The 18,035-nt window shown below is 58.0% G+C and carries 15 protein-coding genes; 8 read left to right on the forward strand and 7 right to left on the reverse strand.

All coding sequences use genetic code 11. The features are described 5' to 3' along the window. Nucleotides 1-64: 64 nt before the first annotated feature. On the reverse strand, nucleotides 65-1,414 hold the full coding sequence (gene qseC, locus ACOKCT_RS13125; RefSeq protein ID WP_420193546.1) for a quorum sensing histidine kinase QseC: 1,350 nt from the start codon (nucleotides 1,412-1,414) through the stop codon (nucleotides 65-67). Continuing rightward, nucleotides 1,411-2,070, reverse strand: a complete 660-nt coding sequence (gene qseB / locus ACOKCT_RS13130; protein ID WP_420193547.1) for a quorum sensing response regulator transcription factor QseB — start codon at nucleotides 2,068-2,070, stop codon at nucleotides 1,411-1,413. The genes qseC and qseB overlap by 4 nt, the downstream gene beginning before the upstream one ends. Before the next feature lie 139 nt (nucleotides 2,071-2,209). Here qseB and ACOKCT_RS13135 point away from each other — a divergent pair, with 139 nt between their 5' ends. The 4 genes from ACOKCT_RS13135 (at nucleotide 2,210) to ftsP (ending at nucleotide 7,321) form a co-directional block, all read left to right on the forward strand. Further along, nucleotides 2,210-2,611 (forward strand): YgiW/YdeI family stress tolerance OB fold protein, encoded by a 402-nt coding sequence (locus tag ACOKCT_RS13135; RefSeq protein ID WP_103176969.1) that lies wholly within the window; start codon nucleotides 2,210-2,212, stop codon nucleotides 2,609-2,611. Between the two features lie 120 nt (nucleotides 2,612-2,731). Next, on the forward strand, nucleotides 2,732-4,990 hold the full coding sequence (gene parC / locus ACOKCT_RS13140) for a DNA topoisomerase IV subunit A (RefSeq protein ID WP_159339947.1): 2,259 nt from the start codon (nucleotides 2,732-2,734) through the stop codon (nucleotides 4,988-4,990). A gap of 122 nt (nucleotides 4,991-5,112) precedes the next feature. Beyond that, on the forward strand, nucleotides 5,113-5,850 hold the full coding sequence (plsC, locus tag ACOKCT_RS13145; protein WP_103180982.1) for a 1-acylglycerol-3-phosphate O-acyltransferase: 738 nt from the start codon (nucleotides 5,113-5,115) through the stop codon (nucleotides 5,848-5,850). Nucleotides 5,851-5,908: 58 nt separating this feature from the next. After that, complete coding sequence (gene ftsP, locus ACOKCT_RS13150) at nucleotides 5,909-7,321, forward strand: cell division protein FtsP (protein ID WP_103176967.1); 1,413 nt, start codon at nucleotides 5,909-5,911, stop codon at nucleotides 7,319-7,321. Nucleotides 7,322-7,360: 39 nt separating this feature from the next. Here the strand turns inward: ftsP and ACOKCT_RS13155 are convergent, their stop codons facing one another. Beyond that, nucleotides 7,361-8,854, reverse strand: a complete 1,494-nt coding sequence (locus tag ACOKCT_RS13155) for a TrkH family potassium uptake protein (RefSeq protein WP_197431823.1) — start codon at nucleotides 8,852-8,854, stop codon at nucleotides 7,361-7,363. A 205-nt stretch (nucleotides 8,855-9,059) separates the two neighbouring features. On the opposite strand from ACOKCT_RS13155, the gene ACOKCT_RS13160 reads away from it, so the two are divergent. Further along, nucleotides 9,060-11,234 (forward strand): YgiQ family radical SAM protein, encoded by a 2,175-nt coding sequence (locus ACOKCT_RS13160; protein WP_420193548.1) that lies wholly within the window; start codon nucleotides 9,060-9,062, stop codon nucleotides 11,232-11,234. A 90-nt stretch (nucleotides 11,235-11,324) separates the two neighbouring features. Here the strand turns inward: ACOKCT_RS13160 and dkgA are convergent, their stop codons facing one another. Together dkgA and yqhD are read right to left on the reverse strand one after the other, a co-directional pair. After that, a complete protein-coding gene (dkgA, locus tag ACOKCT_RS13165; RefSeq protein WP_420193549.1) occupies nucleotides 11,325-12,152 on the reverse strand; it encodes a 2,5-didehydrogluconate reductase DkgA in 828 nt (275 codons plus the stop codon). 105 nt (nucleotides 12,153-12,257) lie between these two features. After that, nucleotides 12,258-13,421, reverse strand: coding sequence for an alcohol dehydrogenase (yqhD, locus tag ACOKCT_RS13170; RefSeq protein ID WP_103176964.1), 1,164 nt, complete (start codon nucleotides 13,419-13,421; stop codon nucleotides 12,258-12,260). A 195-nt stretch (nucleotides 13,422-13,616) separates the two neighbouring features. On the opposite strand from yqhD, the gene ACOKCT_RS13175 reads away from it, so the two are divergent. Then, nucleotides 13,617-14,516, forward strand: coding sequence for an AraC family transcriptional regulator (locus ACOKCT_RS13175; RefSeq protein WP_103176963.1), 900 nt, complete (start codon nucleotides 13,617-13,619; stop codon nucleotides 14,514-14,516). Between the two features lie 88 nt (nucleotides 14,517-14,604). On the opposite strand, the gene yghB is transcribed toward ACOKCT_RS13175, so the two are convergent. Both yghB and metC read right to left on the reverse strand, forming a co-directional pair. Next, on the reverse strand, nucleotides 14,605-15,264 hold the full coding sequence (yghB, locus tag ACOKCT_RS13180) for a DedA family general envelope maintenance protein YghB (RefSeq protein ID WP_103176962.1): 660 nt from the start codon (nucleotides 15,262-15,264) through the stop codon (nucleotides 14,605-14,607). Nucleotides 15,265-15,405: 141 nt separating this feature from the next. Further along, nucleotides 15,406-16,593, reverse strand: coding sequence for a cystathionine beta-lyase (gene metC / locus ACOKCT_RS13185; RefSeq protein WP_103176961.1), 1,188 nt, complete (start codon nucleotides 16,591-16,593; stop codon nucleotides 15,406-15,408). A gap of 251 nt (nucleotides 16,594-16,844) precedes the next feature. Here metC and exbB point away from each other — a divergent pair, with 251 nt between their 5' ends. Then, nucleotides 16,845-17,576, forward strand: a complete 732-nt coding sequence (exbB, locus tag ACOKCT_RS13190) for a tol-pal system-associated acyl-CoA thioesterase (protein WP_103176960.1) — start codon at nucleotides 16,845-16,847, stop codon at nucleotides 17,574-17,576. 6 nt (nucleotides 17,577-17,582) lie between these two features. After that, nucleotides 17,583-18,008, forward strand: coding sequence for a TonB system transport protein ExbD (gene exbD, locus ACOKCT_RS13195; RefSeq protein WP_103176959.1), 426 nt, complete (start codon nucleotides 17,583-17,585; stop codon nucleotides 18,006-18,008). Nucleotides 18,009-18,035: the final 27 nt, after the last annotated feature.

The following is an 18,035-nucleotide window of genomic DNA, read 5'->3' on the forward strand; positions in this document are numbered from 1 at the left end:
GCGACAGCGGTGCGGTGAAATTAGCAAAATGTGCAAAGTCTTTTGCTATAGCAGCAATAATTCCCTACCAGCCGACGGTGACGGCAAAGCCGCCGTCCGGCGCATTCCCGAGTGTTACCCTCATTCGATGCAGGGCGGCAATCCGTTTGACGATAGACAACCCCAGCCCGCTGCCGGTTTGGTCCTGCCCTGGCGGGCGATAGAAGCGCTCGCCGATCCGCGCCAGCGCCTCGGGGGCAATACCCGCTCCGTTGTCACGGACGGTAAAACTGCGGCTATCGAGCGTAACCTCCACCACACTGCCGCGCGGGCTGTAGCGTACGGCGTTATCCAGCAGATTGCGCACCAGCAGGCTCAGCAGCAGCTGCTGGCCTGGGCGGGTGACCTGCGGGGCGTTGATGTTCAGGCGCATCTCGATCCCGGCCTGCTGCGCCGGAGAGTAGATCGCCATCACCGCTGACTGGAGAACATCGGCCAGCACCAGGGATTCCACGTCATCGAGGCTCTCCAGTGAATCCAGGCGCGACAGGGTCAGGAGCTGCTCAACCAGCCGCGATGCCCGGTCGATACCGGCGTGTAGCTGGTTCAGCGCTTTGCCCTGCGCCTCAGGATCGTCCAGCGACAGCTGCGCCACGTCGGTCTGCACTTTCAGGGCGGTGAGGGGGCTGCGCAGTTCGTGGGCGGCATCGGAGGTAAAGCGGCGCTCGCGGGCCATCATCTCCTGGGTGCGGGCGAAAAGATGATTCAGCGCATCAAGCAGCGGGCGAACCTCAACGGGCACGCCGTGGGTCGGCAGGCGGTCAGTGGCATCCGGTGAGCGAAGGCGCAGGGTTTGCGCCAGCTTTTTCAGCGGGTGCAGTTCCCGGCTCAGCAAGACGATAAGCAACAGCAGCATCACCGGCAGCGCCACCAGCCACGGCGTGAGCTGCGATCGCACCACGTCCAGCGCCATCTCCTGACGGTACTCCCGCTCCTGGCCCACTACCACCCGGTATTTGCCGTCCGGGGCGGTGAGCCAGAGGAATCGCCATTCGTCGTTATCGTCGTCCAGCCGCCCGTTGTCGAAGCCCTCCCGGCGATAGTGGTACGGAATGTCGCGTCCGTTTTCGCCGTCGTTAAGCACCATTTTGCCCTCGGGGGTGTAGATGGCGAAGGCCAGCGCATCGTCATCCAGATGGCCGTGACGGGCTTTTTTCGGCACCTCGCGCATGCGTTCCGGGGCTTTGAGCTCGTCGAGATCCATGGTCAGCAGCCTTTTGGCAAACAGCATCTGCTGAGTGTCAAACAGCTTATCGAGCTTATCGGTGGTCTGGTGCCAGGCGACGATGCTCGCGGCAAACCACGCCGTCAGCGACAGGGCTAAGAACAGCAGCGTCAGGCGCAGCTTGAGGCTGAGGCGTTGGGTCAGTTTCATGCGTCACCCAGGGTATAACCGATGCCGTGCACGGTGCGGATAACATCGCTGCCGAGCTTGCGGCGCAGATGGTGTATGGGGACTTCTATGGCGTTGCTGGAGACGTCGTCATCCCAGGTATAGAGCTTCTCTTCAATCAGCTTCCGCGGCAGGACGCGGCCTGCGTTGCGCATCAGGAGTTCCAGCAGGGCAAACTCTTTCGGCTTCAGCACCAGAGTTTCGCCGTTCAGGGTGGCGACGAGGCTGGTGGGATTGAGCGTGATCTTACCGTGGCGCAGTTCGCTGTGCGCCTGCCCGTGGCTGCGGCGCACCAGCGCCTCCAGACGGGCAGCCACCTCAATCAGGGCGAAGGGTTTACAGAGATAATCGTCAGCCCCCAGGCGCAGCCCCTCGACGCGCTGATCGAGCGCATCCCGCGCGGTTAATATCAGCACCGGTTCGTCGCGCCCCTGTGCCCGCCATTCGCGCAGGATTTGTAGCCCGTCGAGGCCGGGCAGCGTCAGGTCGAGTACCACGGCGTCGTAGGGGGCGCTATAGAGCGCCGCACGGCCCGTTTCGCCGTCGGTGAACCAGTCCACGCAAAAGCCCATTTTCGTCAGCCCGGCTTTAATGCCATCGCCAATCAGCCTGTCATCTTCTACCAGTAAAATGCGCATGTTTCCCTCCCTGATGCCGTCAGTAAACCCTCTGTTACGCACAGCTGTACAGTAAAAAAATTTAAATTTTCCGCTTAAGAAGTTGTTAAGGTTTACCCTGTTTAATGGATTGCGAAACGACATTAAAGGGAGAGTTAAGATGAAAAAAATCGCTGCTATTGCTGCCATCATGATGATCACCTCCGCGCCGGTGTTTGCGGCACAGGGGGGATTTAATGGCCCATCCGCGACGGCAACCCAGACGCAAACCCAGCAGGGCGGGTTTGTCGATAATGACGCTAACCTCACCACGGCGCAGAAGGTCAAGGATATGAAGGATGACAGCTGGGTGAAACTGCGCGGGACGATTACCGAGCGCCTCTCTGACGACCGTTATACCTTCCGTGATGAGAGCGGCACGGTAACGGTGGAGATCGACAATAAACACTGGAACGGCCAGACCATTACGCCGCAGGATAAGGTTGAGCTGCAGGGCAAGGTCGATAAAGAGTGGAACGATTTCGAAATCGACGTGAAACAGGTTATCAAGCTGAATAAATAACCCATCAAGGGGCCGCTATTCCGGCCCCTTTTTCTTTGTGACTCGACTCGCCAGATAAGGTAGTATCTGCGGCAATATTGCCTGAAACCAACTGGTTTCTGAGTTGAGGAATCCCATTTAATGAGCGATATGGCAGAGCGCCTCGCGCTACATGAATTCACGGAAAACGCCTACCTGAACTACTCCATGTACGTCATCATGGACAGGGCGTTGCCGTTTATCGGAGATGGCCTGAAACCCGTTCAGCGCCGCATCGTTTATGCGATGTCTGAGCTGGGACTGAATGCCAGCGCCAAGTTTAAAAAATCCGCCCGTACCGTGGGTGACGTGCTGGGTAAATACCATCCGCACGGCGACAGCGCCTGTTATGAAGCGATGGTGTTGATGGCCCAGCCGTTCTCCTACCGCTATCCGCTGGTCGACGGCCAGGGGAACTGGGGTGCGCCGGACGATCCGAAGTCGTTCGCGGCGATGCGTTATACCGAATCCCGTCTCTCAAAATATGCCGAACTGCTGCTCAGCGAGCTGGGCCAGGGCACCGTGGAGTGGGTACCCAACTTCGACGGTACGCTGCAGGAGCCGAAAATGCTGCCTGCGCGTCTGCCGAACATTCTGCTGAACGGCACCACCGGTATTGCCGTCGGGATGGCGACGGATATCCCGCCGCACAACCTGCGTGAAGTGGCGAAAGCGGCCATTATCCTGATTGAACAGCCGAAGACCACGCTGGACGATCTGCTGGATATCGTGCAGGGGCCGGACTTCCCGACCGAAGCGGAGATCATCACCTCCCGCGCGGAAATCCGCAAAATCTACCAGAACGGTCGCGGCTCGGTGCGTATGCGCGCGGTGTGGACCAAAGAGGATGGCGCGGTGGTGATTACCGCGCTGCCGCACCAGGTCTCGGGCGCGAAGGTGCTGGAGCAGATCGCCGCCCAGATGCGCAATAAAAAGCTGCCGATGGTGGACGATCTGCGCGATGAATCCGACCACGAAAACCCGACCCGTCTGGTGATCGTGCCGCGTTCCAACCGTGTGGATATGGAGCCGGTGATGAATCACCTGTTCGCCACCACCGATCTGGAAAAAAGCTACCGTATCAACCTGAACATGATCGGGCTGGATGGCCGTCCGGCGGTGAAAAACCTGCTGGAGATCCTCACCGAATGGCTGACGTTCCGCCGCGATACGGTGCGCCGTCGTCTGAATCACCGTCTGGAGAAAGTGCTTAAGCGCCTGCATATCCTCGAAGGTTTGCTGGTGGCGTTCCTCAACATCGACGAAGTGATTGAGATCATCCGTACCGAGGATGAGCCGAAGCCAGCCCTGATGTCGCGCTTTGGCATCAGCGAAACCCAGGCGGAAGCGATCCTCGAGCTGAAACTGCGCCATCTCGCGAAGCTGGAAGAGATGAAAATTCGCGGTGAGCAGAATGAGCTGGAAAAAGAGCGCGATCAGCTGCAGGCGATCCTCGCCTCCGAACGCAAGATGAACAACCTGCTGAAGAAAGAGCTGCAGGCTGACGCCGATGCCTTCGGCGATGAGCGTCGCTCTCCGCTGCACGAGCGTGAAGAAGCGAAAGCGATGAGCGAGCATGACATGCAGCCGTCCGAGCCGGTGACCATTGTGCTGTCACAAAGCGGCTGGGTGCGTAGCGCCAAAGGTCATGATATCGACGCGCCGGGTCTGAGTTACAAAGCGGGCGACAGCTTCAAAGCCGCCGTGAAGGGCAAGAGCAACCAGCCGGTGGCCTTTATCGACACCACCGGGCGTAGCTACGCCATCGACCCGATTACGCTGCCGTCAGCGCGCGGGCAGGGCGAGCCGCTCACCGGCAAGCTGACGCTGCCGCCAGGGGCGACCGTCGAGCATATGCTGATGGAAGGTGATGAGCAGAAACTGCTGATGGCCTCCGATGCGGGTTACGGCTTCATCTGTACCTTTAACGATCTGATCTCGCGCAACCGTGCGGGCAAAGCGTTGATTAGCCTGCCGGATAACGCCCGGGTCATGGCCCCGCTGGTGATTGAAGACGAGAACGACATGCTGCTGGCGATCTCCGCCGCGGGCCGCATGCTGATGTTCCCGCTCAGCGATCTGCCGCAGCTGTCGAAAGGCAAAGGCAACAAGATCATCAACATCGCTGCGGCGGATGCGGCAAAAGGGGAAGACAGCCTGGCGCACCTCTTTATTCTGCCGCCGCAGAGCACGTTGACCATCCATGTGGGTAAACGCAAAATCAAGCTGCGCCCGGAAGAGCTGCAGAAAGTGGTGGGCGAACGTGGACGCAAAGGATCGCTGATGCGTGGCTTGCAGCGCATTGACCGTGTAGAGATCGACTCTCCACACCGCGCGACATCGGGCGACAACGAAGCGTAACAGAGCACCTCCCCCTCCGCTCAGGAGGGGGACTCGTGAAAAACATCCGTTATAGAAACAAAGGAGTTACCCGCTCACAGTTGCAGTATAATCGCCAACTGTCAGGGGTTTTTGAGGTCGCTATGCTATTAATTGTTCGAACCATTCTTGCCGTTATCTACTGCATTCTGGTCTGTATCTTCGGCTCTGTTTACTGCCTGTTCAGCCCGCGTAATCCAAAACACGTTGCCACCTTTGGCCACATGTTTGCCCGTCTGGCGCCGCTGTTTGGCCTGAAGGTGGAAACGCGTCTGCCGGAAGGGGCAGAGAAATTTGGTAACGCTATCTATATCGGTAACCACCAGAATAACTACGATATGGTGACCGCAGCGAAAATCGTGCAGCCGCCAACCGTCACCGTGGGCAAGAAAAGCCTGCTGTGGATCCCGTTCTTCGGCCAGCTCTACTGGCTCACCGGCAACCTGCTGATTGACCGCAACAACCGGGCCAAAGCGCACGGCACGATTGCCGAGGTGGTGAACCACTTCAAAAAGCGCAAGATCTCTATCTGGATGTTCCCGGAAGGGACCCGCAGCCGGGGTCGTGGCCTGCTGCCGTTCAAAACTGGCGCATTTCATGCCGCAATTGCGGCAGGCGTACCGATTATTCCAGTGTGTGTTTCCAACACATCGAATAAGATAAACCTGAATCGTCTGCGTAACGGTCTGGTCATCGTAGAGATGCTGCCGCCGGTCGATGTCAGTAAATATGGCAAAGACCAGGTACGCGAGCTGGCGGCACATTGCCGCGAATTAATGCTGAATAAAATCGCTGAGCTCGATAAAGAAGTCGCAGAGCGAGAAGCTGCTGGCAAGGTTTAAGCCGGTTTAAAGGGAAAACGAATTCCCGTGTGTTAGTGCGTTTATAGATGGAGCCATTATGTCACTCAGTCGCCGTCAGTTTATTCAGGCATCGGGGATCGCCCTTTGTGCAGGCGCGGTTCCGCTGAGGGCAAACGCCGCCGGGCAGCAGCAGCCGCTGCCCATTCCGCCGTTACTGGAATCCCGCCGCGGGCAGCCGCTGTTTCTGACGCTACAGCGCGCCCACTGGTCGTTCACTCAGGGTACCCGGGCTTCGGTCTGGGGCATCAACGGACGCTACCTCGGCCCGACGGTGCGCGTCTGGAGCGGCGATGACGTCAAACTGATCTACAGCAACCGCCTGGCGGAGAACGTCGCCATGACCATCAGCGGGATGCAGGTGCCGGGCCCGCTGCTGGGCGGTGCGCCGCGCATGATGTCCGCAAGCGCCGACTGGGCACCGGTTCTGCCGGTCCGCCAGCGCGCCGCGACCCTCTGGTATCACGCCAACACCCCAAACCGCACCGCGCAGCAGGTCTACAACGGTCTGGCCGGGATGTGGCTGATAGAGGATGAGGTCAGTAAATCCCTGCCGATCCCGAACCACTACGGGGTGGATGACTTCCCGCTCATCATTCAGGACAAGCGGCTGGATAATTTCGGTACGCCGGAGTACAGCGAGCCGGGCAGCGGCGGTTTTGTGGGTGATACGCTGCTGGTCAACGGCGCGCAAAGCCCCTATGTCGAGGTGTCACGCGGCTGGGTACGCCTGCGTCTGCTGAATGCCTCCAACTCGCGTCGCTATCAACTGCAGATGAGCGATGGCCGCGCGCTGCACGTCATTGCCGGGGATCAGGGCTTTTTACCGGCTCCGGTGTCGGTTAAACAGCTGGCGCTGGCGCCGGGCGAGCGACGCGAAATCCTGGTGGATATGACCAACGGCGAAGAGGTGTCGATCACCTGTGGCGAGGCGGCGGGCATTGTTGATCGTCTGCGCGGTTTCTTTGAGCCGTCGAGCATTCTGGTTTCGACGCTGGTGTTAACCCTGCGTCCAACCGGCCTGCTGCCGCTGGTGACCGATACCCTGCCGATGCGCCTGCTGTCGGAGGAGATCCTGAGCGGTACGCCGGTGCGCAGCCGGGATATCAGCCTTGGCGACGATCCGGGCATTAACGGCCAGCTGTGGGATGTGAACCGCATCGATATCACCGCCCAGCAGGGCTCCTGGGAGCGCTGGACGGTGCGCGCCGACAGGCCGCAGTCGTTCCATATCGAAGGGGTGAGTTTCCTTATCCGCAACGTCAACGGCGCCATGCCGTTCCCGGAAGACAGAGGCTGGAAGGATACCGTCTGGGTCGACGGGCAGGTGGAACTGCTGGTCTATTACGGGCAGCCTTCCTGGCCGCACTTCCCGTTCCTGTTCCACAGCCAGACGCTGGAGATGGCGGATCGCGGCTCGGTGGGGCAGCTGCTGGTGAATCCGGCCCCGTAATTCTCTCCCGCCCGGCATCCTCTGCCGGGCGTGTTGTTTCTAGGCCCGCCAGAAGAAGCGCGAGCAGAGGATCAGTATCGGATAGATCTCCAGACGCCCCAGAATCATCGCCACGCACATCAGGTATTTTGCCCCTTCCGTCAGCGTACCGAACGTTGAGGCAGTTTCACCGAATCCCAGCCCCATATTGTTGATGCAGGCGGCGACCGTGGCGAAGGAGGTGAACAGATCGTACCCCATCAGATTCAGCGCCCAGATAAAAAAGGCGGTAAACAGGACGTAGAGAAAAAAGAAGCTCCAGACCGAACGCAGTACGCGCTCGTTGACCACGCTTTTACCGATGCGCACCGGCAAAAGGGCGCGTGGATGGCCAAGCTGGTGCAGCTCCTGGCGGCACTGTTTGAACATGATCAGAAAACGCAGCGCCTTGATCCCGCCGCAGGTGGAGCCGATGCAGCCGCCGAAGAAGCTGGCCAGTAACAGTAAAAAGATGGTGTGCGCGGGCCACTGGGCATAGTCCCCGGTCGACAGGCCATTATCGGTCATCATCGAGCTGGCAAGAAAAAAGGCATGCACCAGACTGTCAGGGATGTTGTACATCCCTGCATGCCATACCTGCCAGGCGGTGATCAAAATGATGATGGCCGCGGCAATCAGAAAGAACTTTAGCTCCTGGTTACGGCGAAACGGCTTCAGCGTGCGGCGGGTGATGGCCACATACCAGAGGGTAAAGTTGAAAGCGGAGAGCAGGGAGAACAGCCCGGCGACCAGCTCCACGGCATGGCTGTCGTAAAAACCGATACTCTCCGAACGGGTGGAGAAGCCGCCGAGGGAGACGGTTGAGAGCCCGTGGCACAGCGCGTCGAAGAACGACATCCCCGCAAGCCAGTAGGCCAGCGTGCAGGTTAGCCCCAGCAGCAGATAGGTGAGCCAGAGAGTGCGTGAGGTATCCGCCAGCCGGGGAGTGAGGCGCTCCTCTTTAAACGGTCCTGGCATTTCAGACTGATAAAGCTTCATGCCGCCAATGCCGAGAAACGGCAGCACCGCCACCGCCAGCACGATGACCCCAAGGCCGCCGATAAAATTGAGCTGCGCGCGATAGTAGAGATACGATTTTGGCAGGGCGCTGACGTCGCCAATCACCGTAGCCCCGGTGGTGGTGATCCCCGATACCCCTTCAAAAAGCGCATCCGCCAGCGAGAGTTTCTGCGCGTCATCCATCCACAGCGGCATGGCGCTAATCAGCGAAAAGAGGAACCAGAACAGTACGATAATCACAAACCCGTCGCGGGTGCGCAGCTGGATCCCGGCATGTTTGGTCATCAGCCAGGTGCCGCCTCCGAGGGTAAAAAAGGTCACGAAGGTGCTCAAAAAGGCGATATAGCTGCGCTCTTTATTTGCCAGCGCGATGGCCATCGGCGGCAGCATCGAGAAGCTATAAAGCAACACCAAAAACCCGCACAGATGCATCACAACCTGTAGCTGGGAAACCTGAGAAGAGTGGCTGCCTCGCAAAGTGTCATTCCCCGTCATGGCCGTTTTTGCTGAGCAAAAACGGGCTAAAAATCCTGCGTAGTAAAGCGGTTATTCGTCAGCGCGCGGCATTCTAGCAGGTTGTTTACAGCGCTTGTGGAAGTTTCGTTAACCTGGCGCCCTTTTGGCGCGTTCCCCACTTCATTTATTACAGAAGAACAGCGTATAATCGCCGCCCTTTGATTATTTTTTCTTCGGAAGCATTATGAGCGCAATTTCCCTGATCCAGCCGGATCGTGACCTCTTCTCCTGGCCGCAGTACTGGGCGGCCTGCTTTGGACCGGCGCCTTTCCTGCCGATGTCTCGTGAAGAGATGGACCAACTTGGCTGGGACAGCTGCGACATTATCCTGGTGACGGGTGATGCTTACGTCGATCATCCGAGCTTTGGTATGGCGATCTGCGGTCGCATGCTCGAAGCCCAGGGCTTCCGCGTCGGGATCATTGCCCAGCCTGACTGGAACAGCAAAGATGATTTTATGCGCCTCGGTAAGCCTAACCTCTTCTTCGGCGTTACCGCGGGCAACATGGACTCGATGATCAACCGCTACACCGCCGACCGCAAGCTGCGTCACGACGACGCCTACACCGCGGATAACGTGGCGGGCAAGCGTCCGGATCGCGCAACCCTCGTCTACACCCAGCGCTGCAAAGAGGCCTGGAAAGATGTACCGGTTATCCTGGGGGGTATCGAAGCGAGCCTGCGCCGTACCGCGCACTACGACTACTGGTCTGATACCGTGCGCCGTTCGGTGCTGGTGGACTCCAAAGCCGACATGCTGATCTTCGGCAACGGCGAGCGTCCGCTGGTGGAAGTGGCGCACCGTCTGGCGCAGGGCGAACCGGTGGGCGACATCCGCGACGTGCGTAACACCGCCATCATGGTGAAAGAGGCGCTGCCGGGCTGGAAAGGGGTGGATTCCCGTATCATCGATATGCCGGGCAAAATCGATCCGATCCCGCATCCATACGGCGAAGATCTGCCGTGTGCGGATAATAAGCCGGTTGCGCCGAAGAAAGCCGAAGCAAAAGCCATCGTGGTGCAGCCGCCGCGTCCGAAGCCGTGGGAAAAGACCTACGTGCTGCTGCCATCCTTTGAGAAGGTAAAAAGCGACAAGGTGCTCTACGCGCATGCGTCCCGTATTCTGCACCACGAAACCAACCCGGGCTGCGCCCGTGCGCTGATGCAAAAGCACGGTGAGCGCTACATCTGGGTAAACCCGCCGGCGATCCCGCTCTCTACCGAAGAGATGGACAGCGTATTTGCGCTGCCGTACAAGCGCGTGCCGCATCCGTCATACGGCAACAGCCGTATCCCGGCGTATGAGATGATCCGCTTCTCGATCAACATCATGCGTGGCTGCTTCGGGGGCTGCTCTTTCTGTTCGATCACCGAGCATGAAGGGCGCATTATTCAGAGCCGCTCTGAAGACTCTATCGTCAACGAGATCGAAGCCATTCGCGACACGGTACCGGGCTTTACCGGCGTCATCTCCGATCTGGGGGGCCCAACCGCCAACATGTACATGCTGCGCTGTAAGTCGCCGCGCGCGGAGCAGACCTGCCGTCGTCTCTCCTGTGTCTATCCGAGCATTTGCGAACATATGGACACCAACCATGAGCCGACGATCAACCTCTACCGTCGTGCCCGCGATCTGAAGGGCATCAAGAAGATCCTCATCGCTTCCGGGGTGCGTTATGACATCGCCGTGGAAGATCCGCGCTACATCAAAGAGCTGGCGACCCACCATGTGGGCGGCTACCTGAAGATCGCCCCGGAGCATACCGAAGAGGGGCCATTATCGAAGATGATGAAGCCGGGGATGGGGAGCTACGATCGCTTTAAAGAGCTGTTCGATACCTATTCGAAGCAGGCCGGGAAAGAGCAGTACCTGATCCCGTACTTTATCTCCGCGCACCCGGGCACGCGTGACGAAGACATGGTGAACCTGGCCCTGTGGCTGAAGCAGCGTCGCTTCCGTCTGGATCAGGTGCAGAACTTCTATCCGTCGCCGCTGGCGAACTCAACCACCATGTATTACACCGGCAAGAACCCGCTTAGTAAGATTGGCTATAAGAGTGAGGATGTGGTGGTGCCGAAGGGGGACAAACAGCGTCGTCTACACAAAGCCCTGCTGCGTTATCACGATCCGAAAAACTGGCCGCTGATCCGCCAGGCGCTGGAAGAGATGGGCAAAAAGCACCTGATTGGCTCACGCCGCGACTGTCTGGTGCCTGCGCCAACGGTTGAAGAGATGCGCGAAGCGCGCCGCCAGAACCGCAATAAACGTCCGGCCCTGACCAAGCACACGCCAATTGTGCATCAGCGTTCGAACGGTGGGGCGAGCACGAAGAAGAGTGTAAAACGTAAGGCCGGTTAAGCCTGTAAAAAAGCCGGGTGGCGCTGCGCTTACCGGGCCTACAAGTCTGAACGTAGGCCGGGTAAGGCGAAGCCGCCACCCGGCTTTTTACTAACCGCCAAACTGGTCCGGATCCGGGCCTAAACGCTTGCCTTTATCCAGCTTCGCAATTTCACCCAGTTCATCTTTATCCAGGCGGAAATCCCACACGTTGAAGTTCTCAGCGATGCGCGACGGGGTGACCGATTTCGGGATCACCACCAGACCGCAGTCCAGATGCCAGCGAATAACAATCTGTGCCGGGGTTTTGCCATACTTATCGGCCAGATCGCGGATAATTTTCTGATCGAAGACCCCTTCGCCGCCTGGAGCCAGCGGGCTCCAGGATTCGGTCTGAATTTTGTGGGTCGCATTCCATGAATGAAGCTGGCGCTGCTGCATCAGCGGGTGCAGCTCAATTTGGTTGATCACCGGGGCGACGCCCGTCTCATCGATCAGGCGCTGCAGATGGTGAACCTGGAAGTTACAGACCCCGATGCTTTTTATCAGTCCGGCTTTTTGCAGCTCAATCATCCCTTTCCAGGCCTCGACGTAATGGTCGATAGCCGGAACCGGCCAGTGCATCAGATAGAGATCGACAAAATCGAGCTGCAGCTTGTCCAGGCTCTCCTGGAGGGCTTCTGCCGGACGCTTCTGGTCGTCGTTCCACAGCTTGGTCGTAATGAACAGCTCATCGCGGGGTACGCCAGCGCTGGCAAGGGCCTTGCCGACGCCCTCCTCATTTTTGTAGGCGGCAGCGGTATCAATGGAGCGATAGCCGACTTCCAGTGCTTTATGAATGGCGGAGACGACCTCGTCGTTACCGGCTTTCCATACGCCGAGCCCCAACTGGGGCATTACGTTGCCATCCTGAAGCTTGATTACGGTTTGGTTTGCCATTTTTCCTCCTTCATTGGACATCCACCAGGAGTGATCCCCTGGTGGCGTATGTGCATTAAGCCTGGCCTAAATGCCGAAAAACGGAAGGCAATCGCGTAAAATCAGTTAGCGAGCGGCCTCGTAAATACGGCGGCTTACATCGAGAGTAATGTCATGATGTTCCCCGATTTGCGTCATGCCGTGCTCCTCGAGTTTTGCCAGCAGGGCAGGGATGGAACTGCCGTCCAGACCGTAGCCGGAGAGACGCGTCGGAACACCCAGCTGCTCGAAGAAGTTGCGGGTGGCAGCGATAGCCGCATCGATACGCTCATCTTCAGAACCGGCAGTAATACCCCAGACGCGCTCAGCGTACTGCAGCAGCTTGCCACGCTTGGTGTCGCGTTTTTCATTCCACAGCGCAGGCAGAACCACGGCCAGGGTCTGGGCATGATCGAGGCCGTGCATCGCCGTCAGCTCGTGGCCCAGCATGTGGGTTGCCCAGTCTTGCGGCACGCCGGCACCAATCAGGCCGTTCAGCGCCTGAGTCGCAGCCCACATCACGTTGGCACGCACTTCGTAGTTTTCTGGCTCTTTCAGCGCCAGCGGGCCATCTTCGATCAGGGTCAGCAGAATGCCCTCGGCGAAACGATCCTGAATTTTGGCGTTTACCGGGTAAGTAACGTACTGCTCAACGGTGTGGACAAAGGCATCCACCACGCCGTTCGCCACCTGACGCGGCGGCAGGGTGTAGGTGTAAACCGGATCCAGCACCGCAAACACCGGCTGCACGTGCTCGTTCATAAAGGCCTGCTTGTCGCCGGTGGTTTTACGTGAGATCACCGCGCCTTTATTGGATTCGGAGCCGGTCGCCGGCAGGGTCAGTACGGAGCCCATCGGAATGGCGCTCTTAATGTCGCTGCCGCCGGTTTGCAGGATGTGCCACGGGTCGATGGTTTCATCATAATGGGCCGCCGCGGCAATGAACTTGGTGCCGTCCAGCACCGAGCCGCCACCCACCGCCAGCAGGAAGGTGATCTGCTCGTCACGGGCGATTTTCACCGCCTTCATCAGCGTTTCGTAAGAGGGGTTTGGCTCAATGCCGCTGAACTCGCGCACGTCCATGCCTTCCAGCGCGGAGTAAACCTGATCCAGGACGCCATTCTTCTTCACGCTACCGCCGCCATAGGTAATCAGGACGCGGGCGTTGGCCGGGATCTGCTCGCGCAGATCGGCGATGGCGCCTTTACCAAACAGGATGCGGGTTGGGGTATGCAGATTAAAATTGTTCATTGTTCGTTCCCTTTGGTGGGTGAAAAAACGGGGCGGCACAGAGGGCTGCCTGATGGTGCTCATTGTGGCGAGCGCACGCGCTCCTCTCAATGCACATTCCTGCCGTTGTCTTGCCCATTTCTACACAGTGCTGGAGAAAAAAGGAAAAAATGCGCACACTGCAGGTGTCGGAAAACGTACCCGGAGTGAGAGAAGATGAAACGTGAAGCCGTCTGCCAGCAGCTAACGGAACAAATTAAGAAACTGAAAGATAATGAAAATTATCTTGATACGCTGCTGCCGGATGTTCGTCTGCTGTATGGGACTCAGCCCTACGCCCGCACGCCGGTGATGTATCAGCCGGGTATCATTTTTCTCTTTTCTGGCCACAAAATTGGCTACATCAACGAGCGGGTATTTCGTTACGACCCCAACGAATATCTGCTCCTGACAGTACCTTTACCCTTTGAATGTGAAACTTTCGCGACAGAGGCGGTACCGCTGGCAGGTATTCGCTTAAATATCGATATTCTGCAACTGCAGGAACTGCTGATGGACATTGGCGAGGACGAACTGTTTCGCCCGTCGATGGCGGCGAGCGGCATCAACTCCGCCACGCTGACGGATGAGATCCTCTGCGCCATTGAACGTCTGCTGGACGTGATGGAGCGGCCGCTGGACGCGCGGATTCTGGGTAAGCAGATCGTGCGTGAAATCCTCTACCACATCCTGCTGGGGCCAGGCGGCGGGGCGCTGCTGGCGTTGGTCAGCCGTCAGACCCATTTCAGCCTGATTGGCCGGGTGTTGAAACGCATCGAGAGCCAGTACACCGAAAACCTGAGCGTGGATCAGCTGGCGGCTGAGGCCAACATGAGCGTCTCGGCGTTCCACCATAACTTTAAGTCGGTAACCAGCACCTCGCCGCTGCAGTATCTCAAGAGCTACCGCCTGCATAAGGCGCGGATGATGATGATCCATGATGGTATGAAAGCCAGCGCCGCCGCGCTGCGGGTAGGCTATGAAAGCGCCTCGCAGTTCAGCCGGGAGTTCAAGCGCTACTTTGGCGTGACGCCGGGGGAAGATGCGGCGCGGATGCGGATGATGCAGGGGATGTGATTGACATGTAGGCCGGGCAAACGCAGTGCCGCCCGGCGCTTTTCCCCGGAGGCGCTACGCTTACCGGGGCTACAACGACAGCAGCGCCTCAGGCGTTGCAGTACTTCTTACGGATCACCACCACGATGGTTCCTACCAGCCCTGCGACCAGCAGGAAAATAGGCAGGATCATCAGGAAGGTCATGACCTGATCTTCATGGCGTTTAACGAACGGGATCATACTCAGCGCATAGCCAAAAGTGGTCACGACCCCGACCCACAGCAGCGCGCTCAGCCAGTTAAAGAACTGGAAGCGGCGGTTAGAGAGCCCGGAGATGCCAGCCATGGTTGGCAGCAGCGTACGCACAAAGGCCAGAAAACGCCCGACCAGCAGCGCCAGCAGGCCATGCCTGTCAAACATGCAGTTCGCCCGCTGATGGTATTTATGCGGCAGCTGCGCCAGCCAGCTTTTGACCACCCGCGTATTGCCGAGCCAGCGGCCCTGCAAATAGCTGAGCCAGCAGCCCAGGCTGGCGGCTGAGGTGAGGATCACCATCGTGGGGGTAAAGTCCATCACCCCTTTACCGATTAACGCCCCTGCCAGCAGCAGCAGACTGTCCCCCGGTAAAAAGGAGGCGGGCAGTAACCCGTTTTCCAGAAACAATGTGGCGAACATAACGAAATAGACAATCCCAACCACGTGCGGGTCCGCCAGCGCTGCAAAGTCGTGTTGCCAGAGTGCAGCGATAATATCTTGAATAACAGCCATGGGCTTTCCTGTGGAACAGCATATATAAGGCTATTGTACTCCCTATTTCGTCGGCGGGCTTTGATCGCAGACGCAACAAATCAGACTTTTCTGCAGCTAATGGAGAGAAAAGTGTCCGCGGAGTGTGTTTGTGGCCCTGCGCTATTCAATGCGCGCAAACCCGGCTTGCAGATCGGCAATCAAATCGTCGACGTTTTCCAGGCCGATATGCAGGCGGATCAGGGTGCCGGTAAAGTCCACTTTGCCGCCGGGACGCAGGGCCGCAATCTGCTCTGGCTGGTTCGGCAGGATCAGTGATTCAAAGCCGCCCCAGGAGTAAGCCATGCTGAACAGCGAGAAGTTATCCAGGTAAGCGGCGAGCTCGTCATTGCTCAGGCGTTTATTAAGCACAAAGGAGAACAGACCGCTGCTGCCCGTAAAGTCACGTTGCCAGAATTCATGTCCGACGCTGCCCGGCAGTGCCGGATGGTTAACCTGCGCCACCTGGGGATGCTGCGCCAGCCACTGTGCAATCTGCACGCTGCTTTCATGATGTTGACGCAGACGCACGCCGAGGGTACGCAAGCCGCGGCTGGTCATATAGGCGGTGTCGGCATCCACCATCTGGCCCATCAGATAGGCGTTCTCGCGCAGCTGCTCCCAGCAGCGGGCGTTGGAAACCGCGGTACCAATCATCCCGTCAGAGTGGCCAATCAGGTACTTCGTCGCCGCCTGAATCGAGATGTCGATACCAAAATCGAGCGCCTTAAACAGCACCCCTGCCGCCCAGGTGTTATCAATCATGATGATAGCGTCCGGCGCTTTGCTGCGTACCGCCTGCACAATGGCTGGCACATCATGCACTTCCATGGTGATAGAGCCGGGTGATTCCAGGAACACAATCCGGGTGTTGGGCTGGATCAGCTCGGCGATGTTCGCGCCAATCTGCGGATCGAACCAGTCGGTAGTGACCCCCAGCTTGCTGAGGATTTTGGTGCAGAAGTCCTGGCTTGGCTCGTAGGCGGTGTTGGTCATCAGGATATGGTCGCCCTGCTCAACGAACGCCAGAATGGTATTGGCCACCGCCGCGGCACCGCAGGGGAAGAGCGCACAGCCCGCGCCGCCCTCCAGCTCGCACATCGCTTCCTGTAACGAGAAGTGGGTCAGCGTGCCGCGACGCCCGTAAAACAGTTCACCGTTGGCCCGGTTACGGGTGGCGTGCTTTTTCGCCTCCACGGTATCAAACACCAGCGACGAGGCGCGCTGGATGACGCTGTTCACGGAACCAAGGGTATATTTTTTACTGCGTCCCGCCTGGACAAGGGTGGTATCAAGATGCTTCTCTTTCATGTCTGCGCAACCTGTTTTTATACGTCTGGACGTCCAGACTATCACGAAAGTAAAAATGGTCACCTTAACGGTAGTGGGTTCAGCGGAAAATTTTTTAAAATTTGTTTCCGGGAAATTTTTCCTGCGTAAGCGCAAGGAAAATGAAACGAATTTACGGCACTATGTAAATACTAATGAGAACTACTATCAATTCGACGTTGTTTTGATATTATTATGCTCAGATTTTGTGATTTGCGTCCTGGAGATACCGAGTGGGTAATAATTTGATGCAGACGGACCTCTCCGTCTGGGGTATGTATCATCATGCCGACATCGTGGTGAAGATTGTCATGATCGGCCTGATTCTGGCGTCTGTCGTCACCTGGGCTATTTTCTTTAGCAAGAGCGTAGAGCTTCTTTCCCATAAACGCCGCCTTAAGCGCGAGCAGCAGCAGCTGGCCGAAGCCCGTACCCTGAATCAGGCGAGCGACATGGCCGCCTCCTTCCAGGCGAAGAGCCTGACCACCCTGTTAATCAACGAAGCGCAGAACGAGCTCGAACTTTCTGCAGGCAGTGAAGACAACGAAGGGATTAAAGAGCGTACCGGCTTCCGCCTTGAGCGTCGCGTTGCGGCCGTTGGCCGTCATATGGGACGGGGTAACGGTTACCTGGCGACCATCGGCGCGATTTCGCCGTTCGTCGGTCTGTTCGGTACCGTCTGGGGCATCATGAACAGCTTTATCGGCATCGCCCAGACGCAAACCACCAACCTCGCGGTTGTGGCGCCCGGCATCGCCGAAGCGCTGCTGGCAACAGCCATTGGTCTGGTGGCGGCAATCCCGGCAGTCGTGATCTATAACGTCTTCGCCCGTATGATTGGCAGCTACAAAGCGACCCTCGGCGACGTTGCCGCCCAGGTTCTGCTCCTGCAAAGCCGCGATCTGGATCTCAGCGCCAGCTCGGCTAAGCCGATTCGTTCTGCTCAGAAATTTCACGTAGGTTGATTCGTCATGGCAATGCGTCTTAATGAAAATCTGGACGATAACGGCGAAATGCACGAAATCAACGTGACGCCGTTTATCGACGTTATGCTGGTTCTGCTGATTATCTTCATGGTGGCGGCGCCGCTGGCGACCGTAGACGTGAAGGTGAATCTGCCTGCGTCATCCAGTCAGCCGCAGCCGCGCCCGGAAAAACCGATTTATCTCTCTGTAAAGGCCGATAAATCTATGTTCCTCGGCAACGATCCGGTGACCGATGAGTCGGTGATCCCGGCGCTGAACGCCCTGACCGAAGGCAAGAAAGAGACTACCGTCTTCTTCCGCGCCGATAAGACGGTCGATTACGAAACCATGATGAAGGTAATGGACACGCTGCACCAGGCGGGTTACCTGAAAATTGGTCTGGTCGGCGAAGAGAAAGCGGCGGCGAAATAAAGAGAAACGGCAACCCACGGGTTGCCG

Origin of the sequence: Leclercia sp. M-A074-M (assembly GCF_965195605.1) — a bacterium.
In the GTDB taxonomy this organism is placed as follows: Bacteria; Pseudomonadota; Gammaproteobacteria; order Enterobacterales; family Enterobacteriaceae; genus Enterobacter.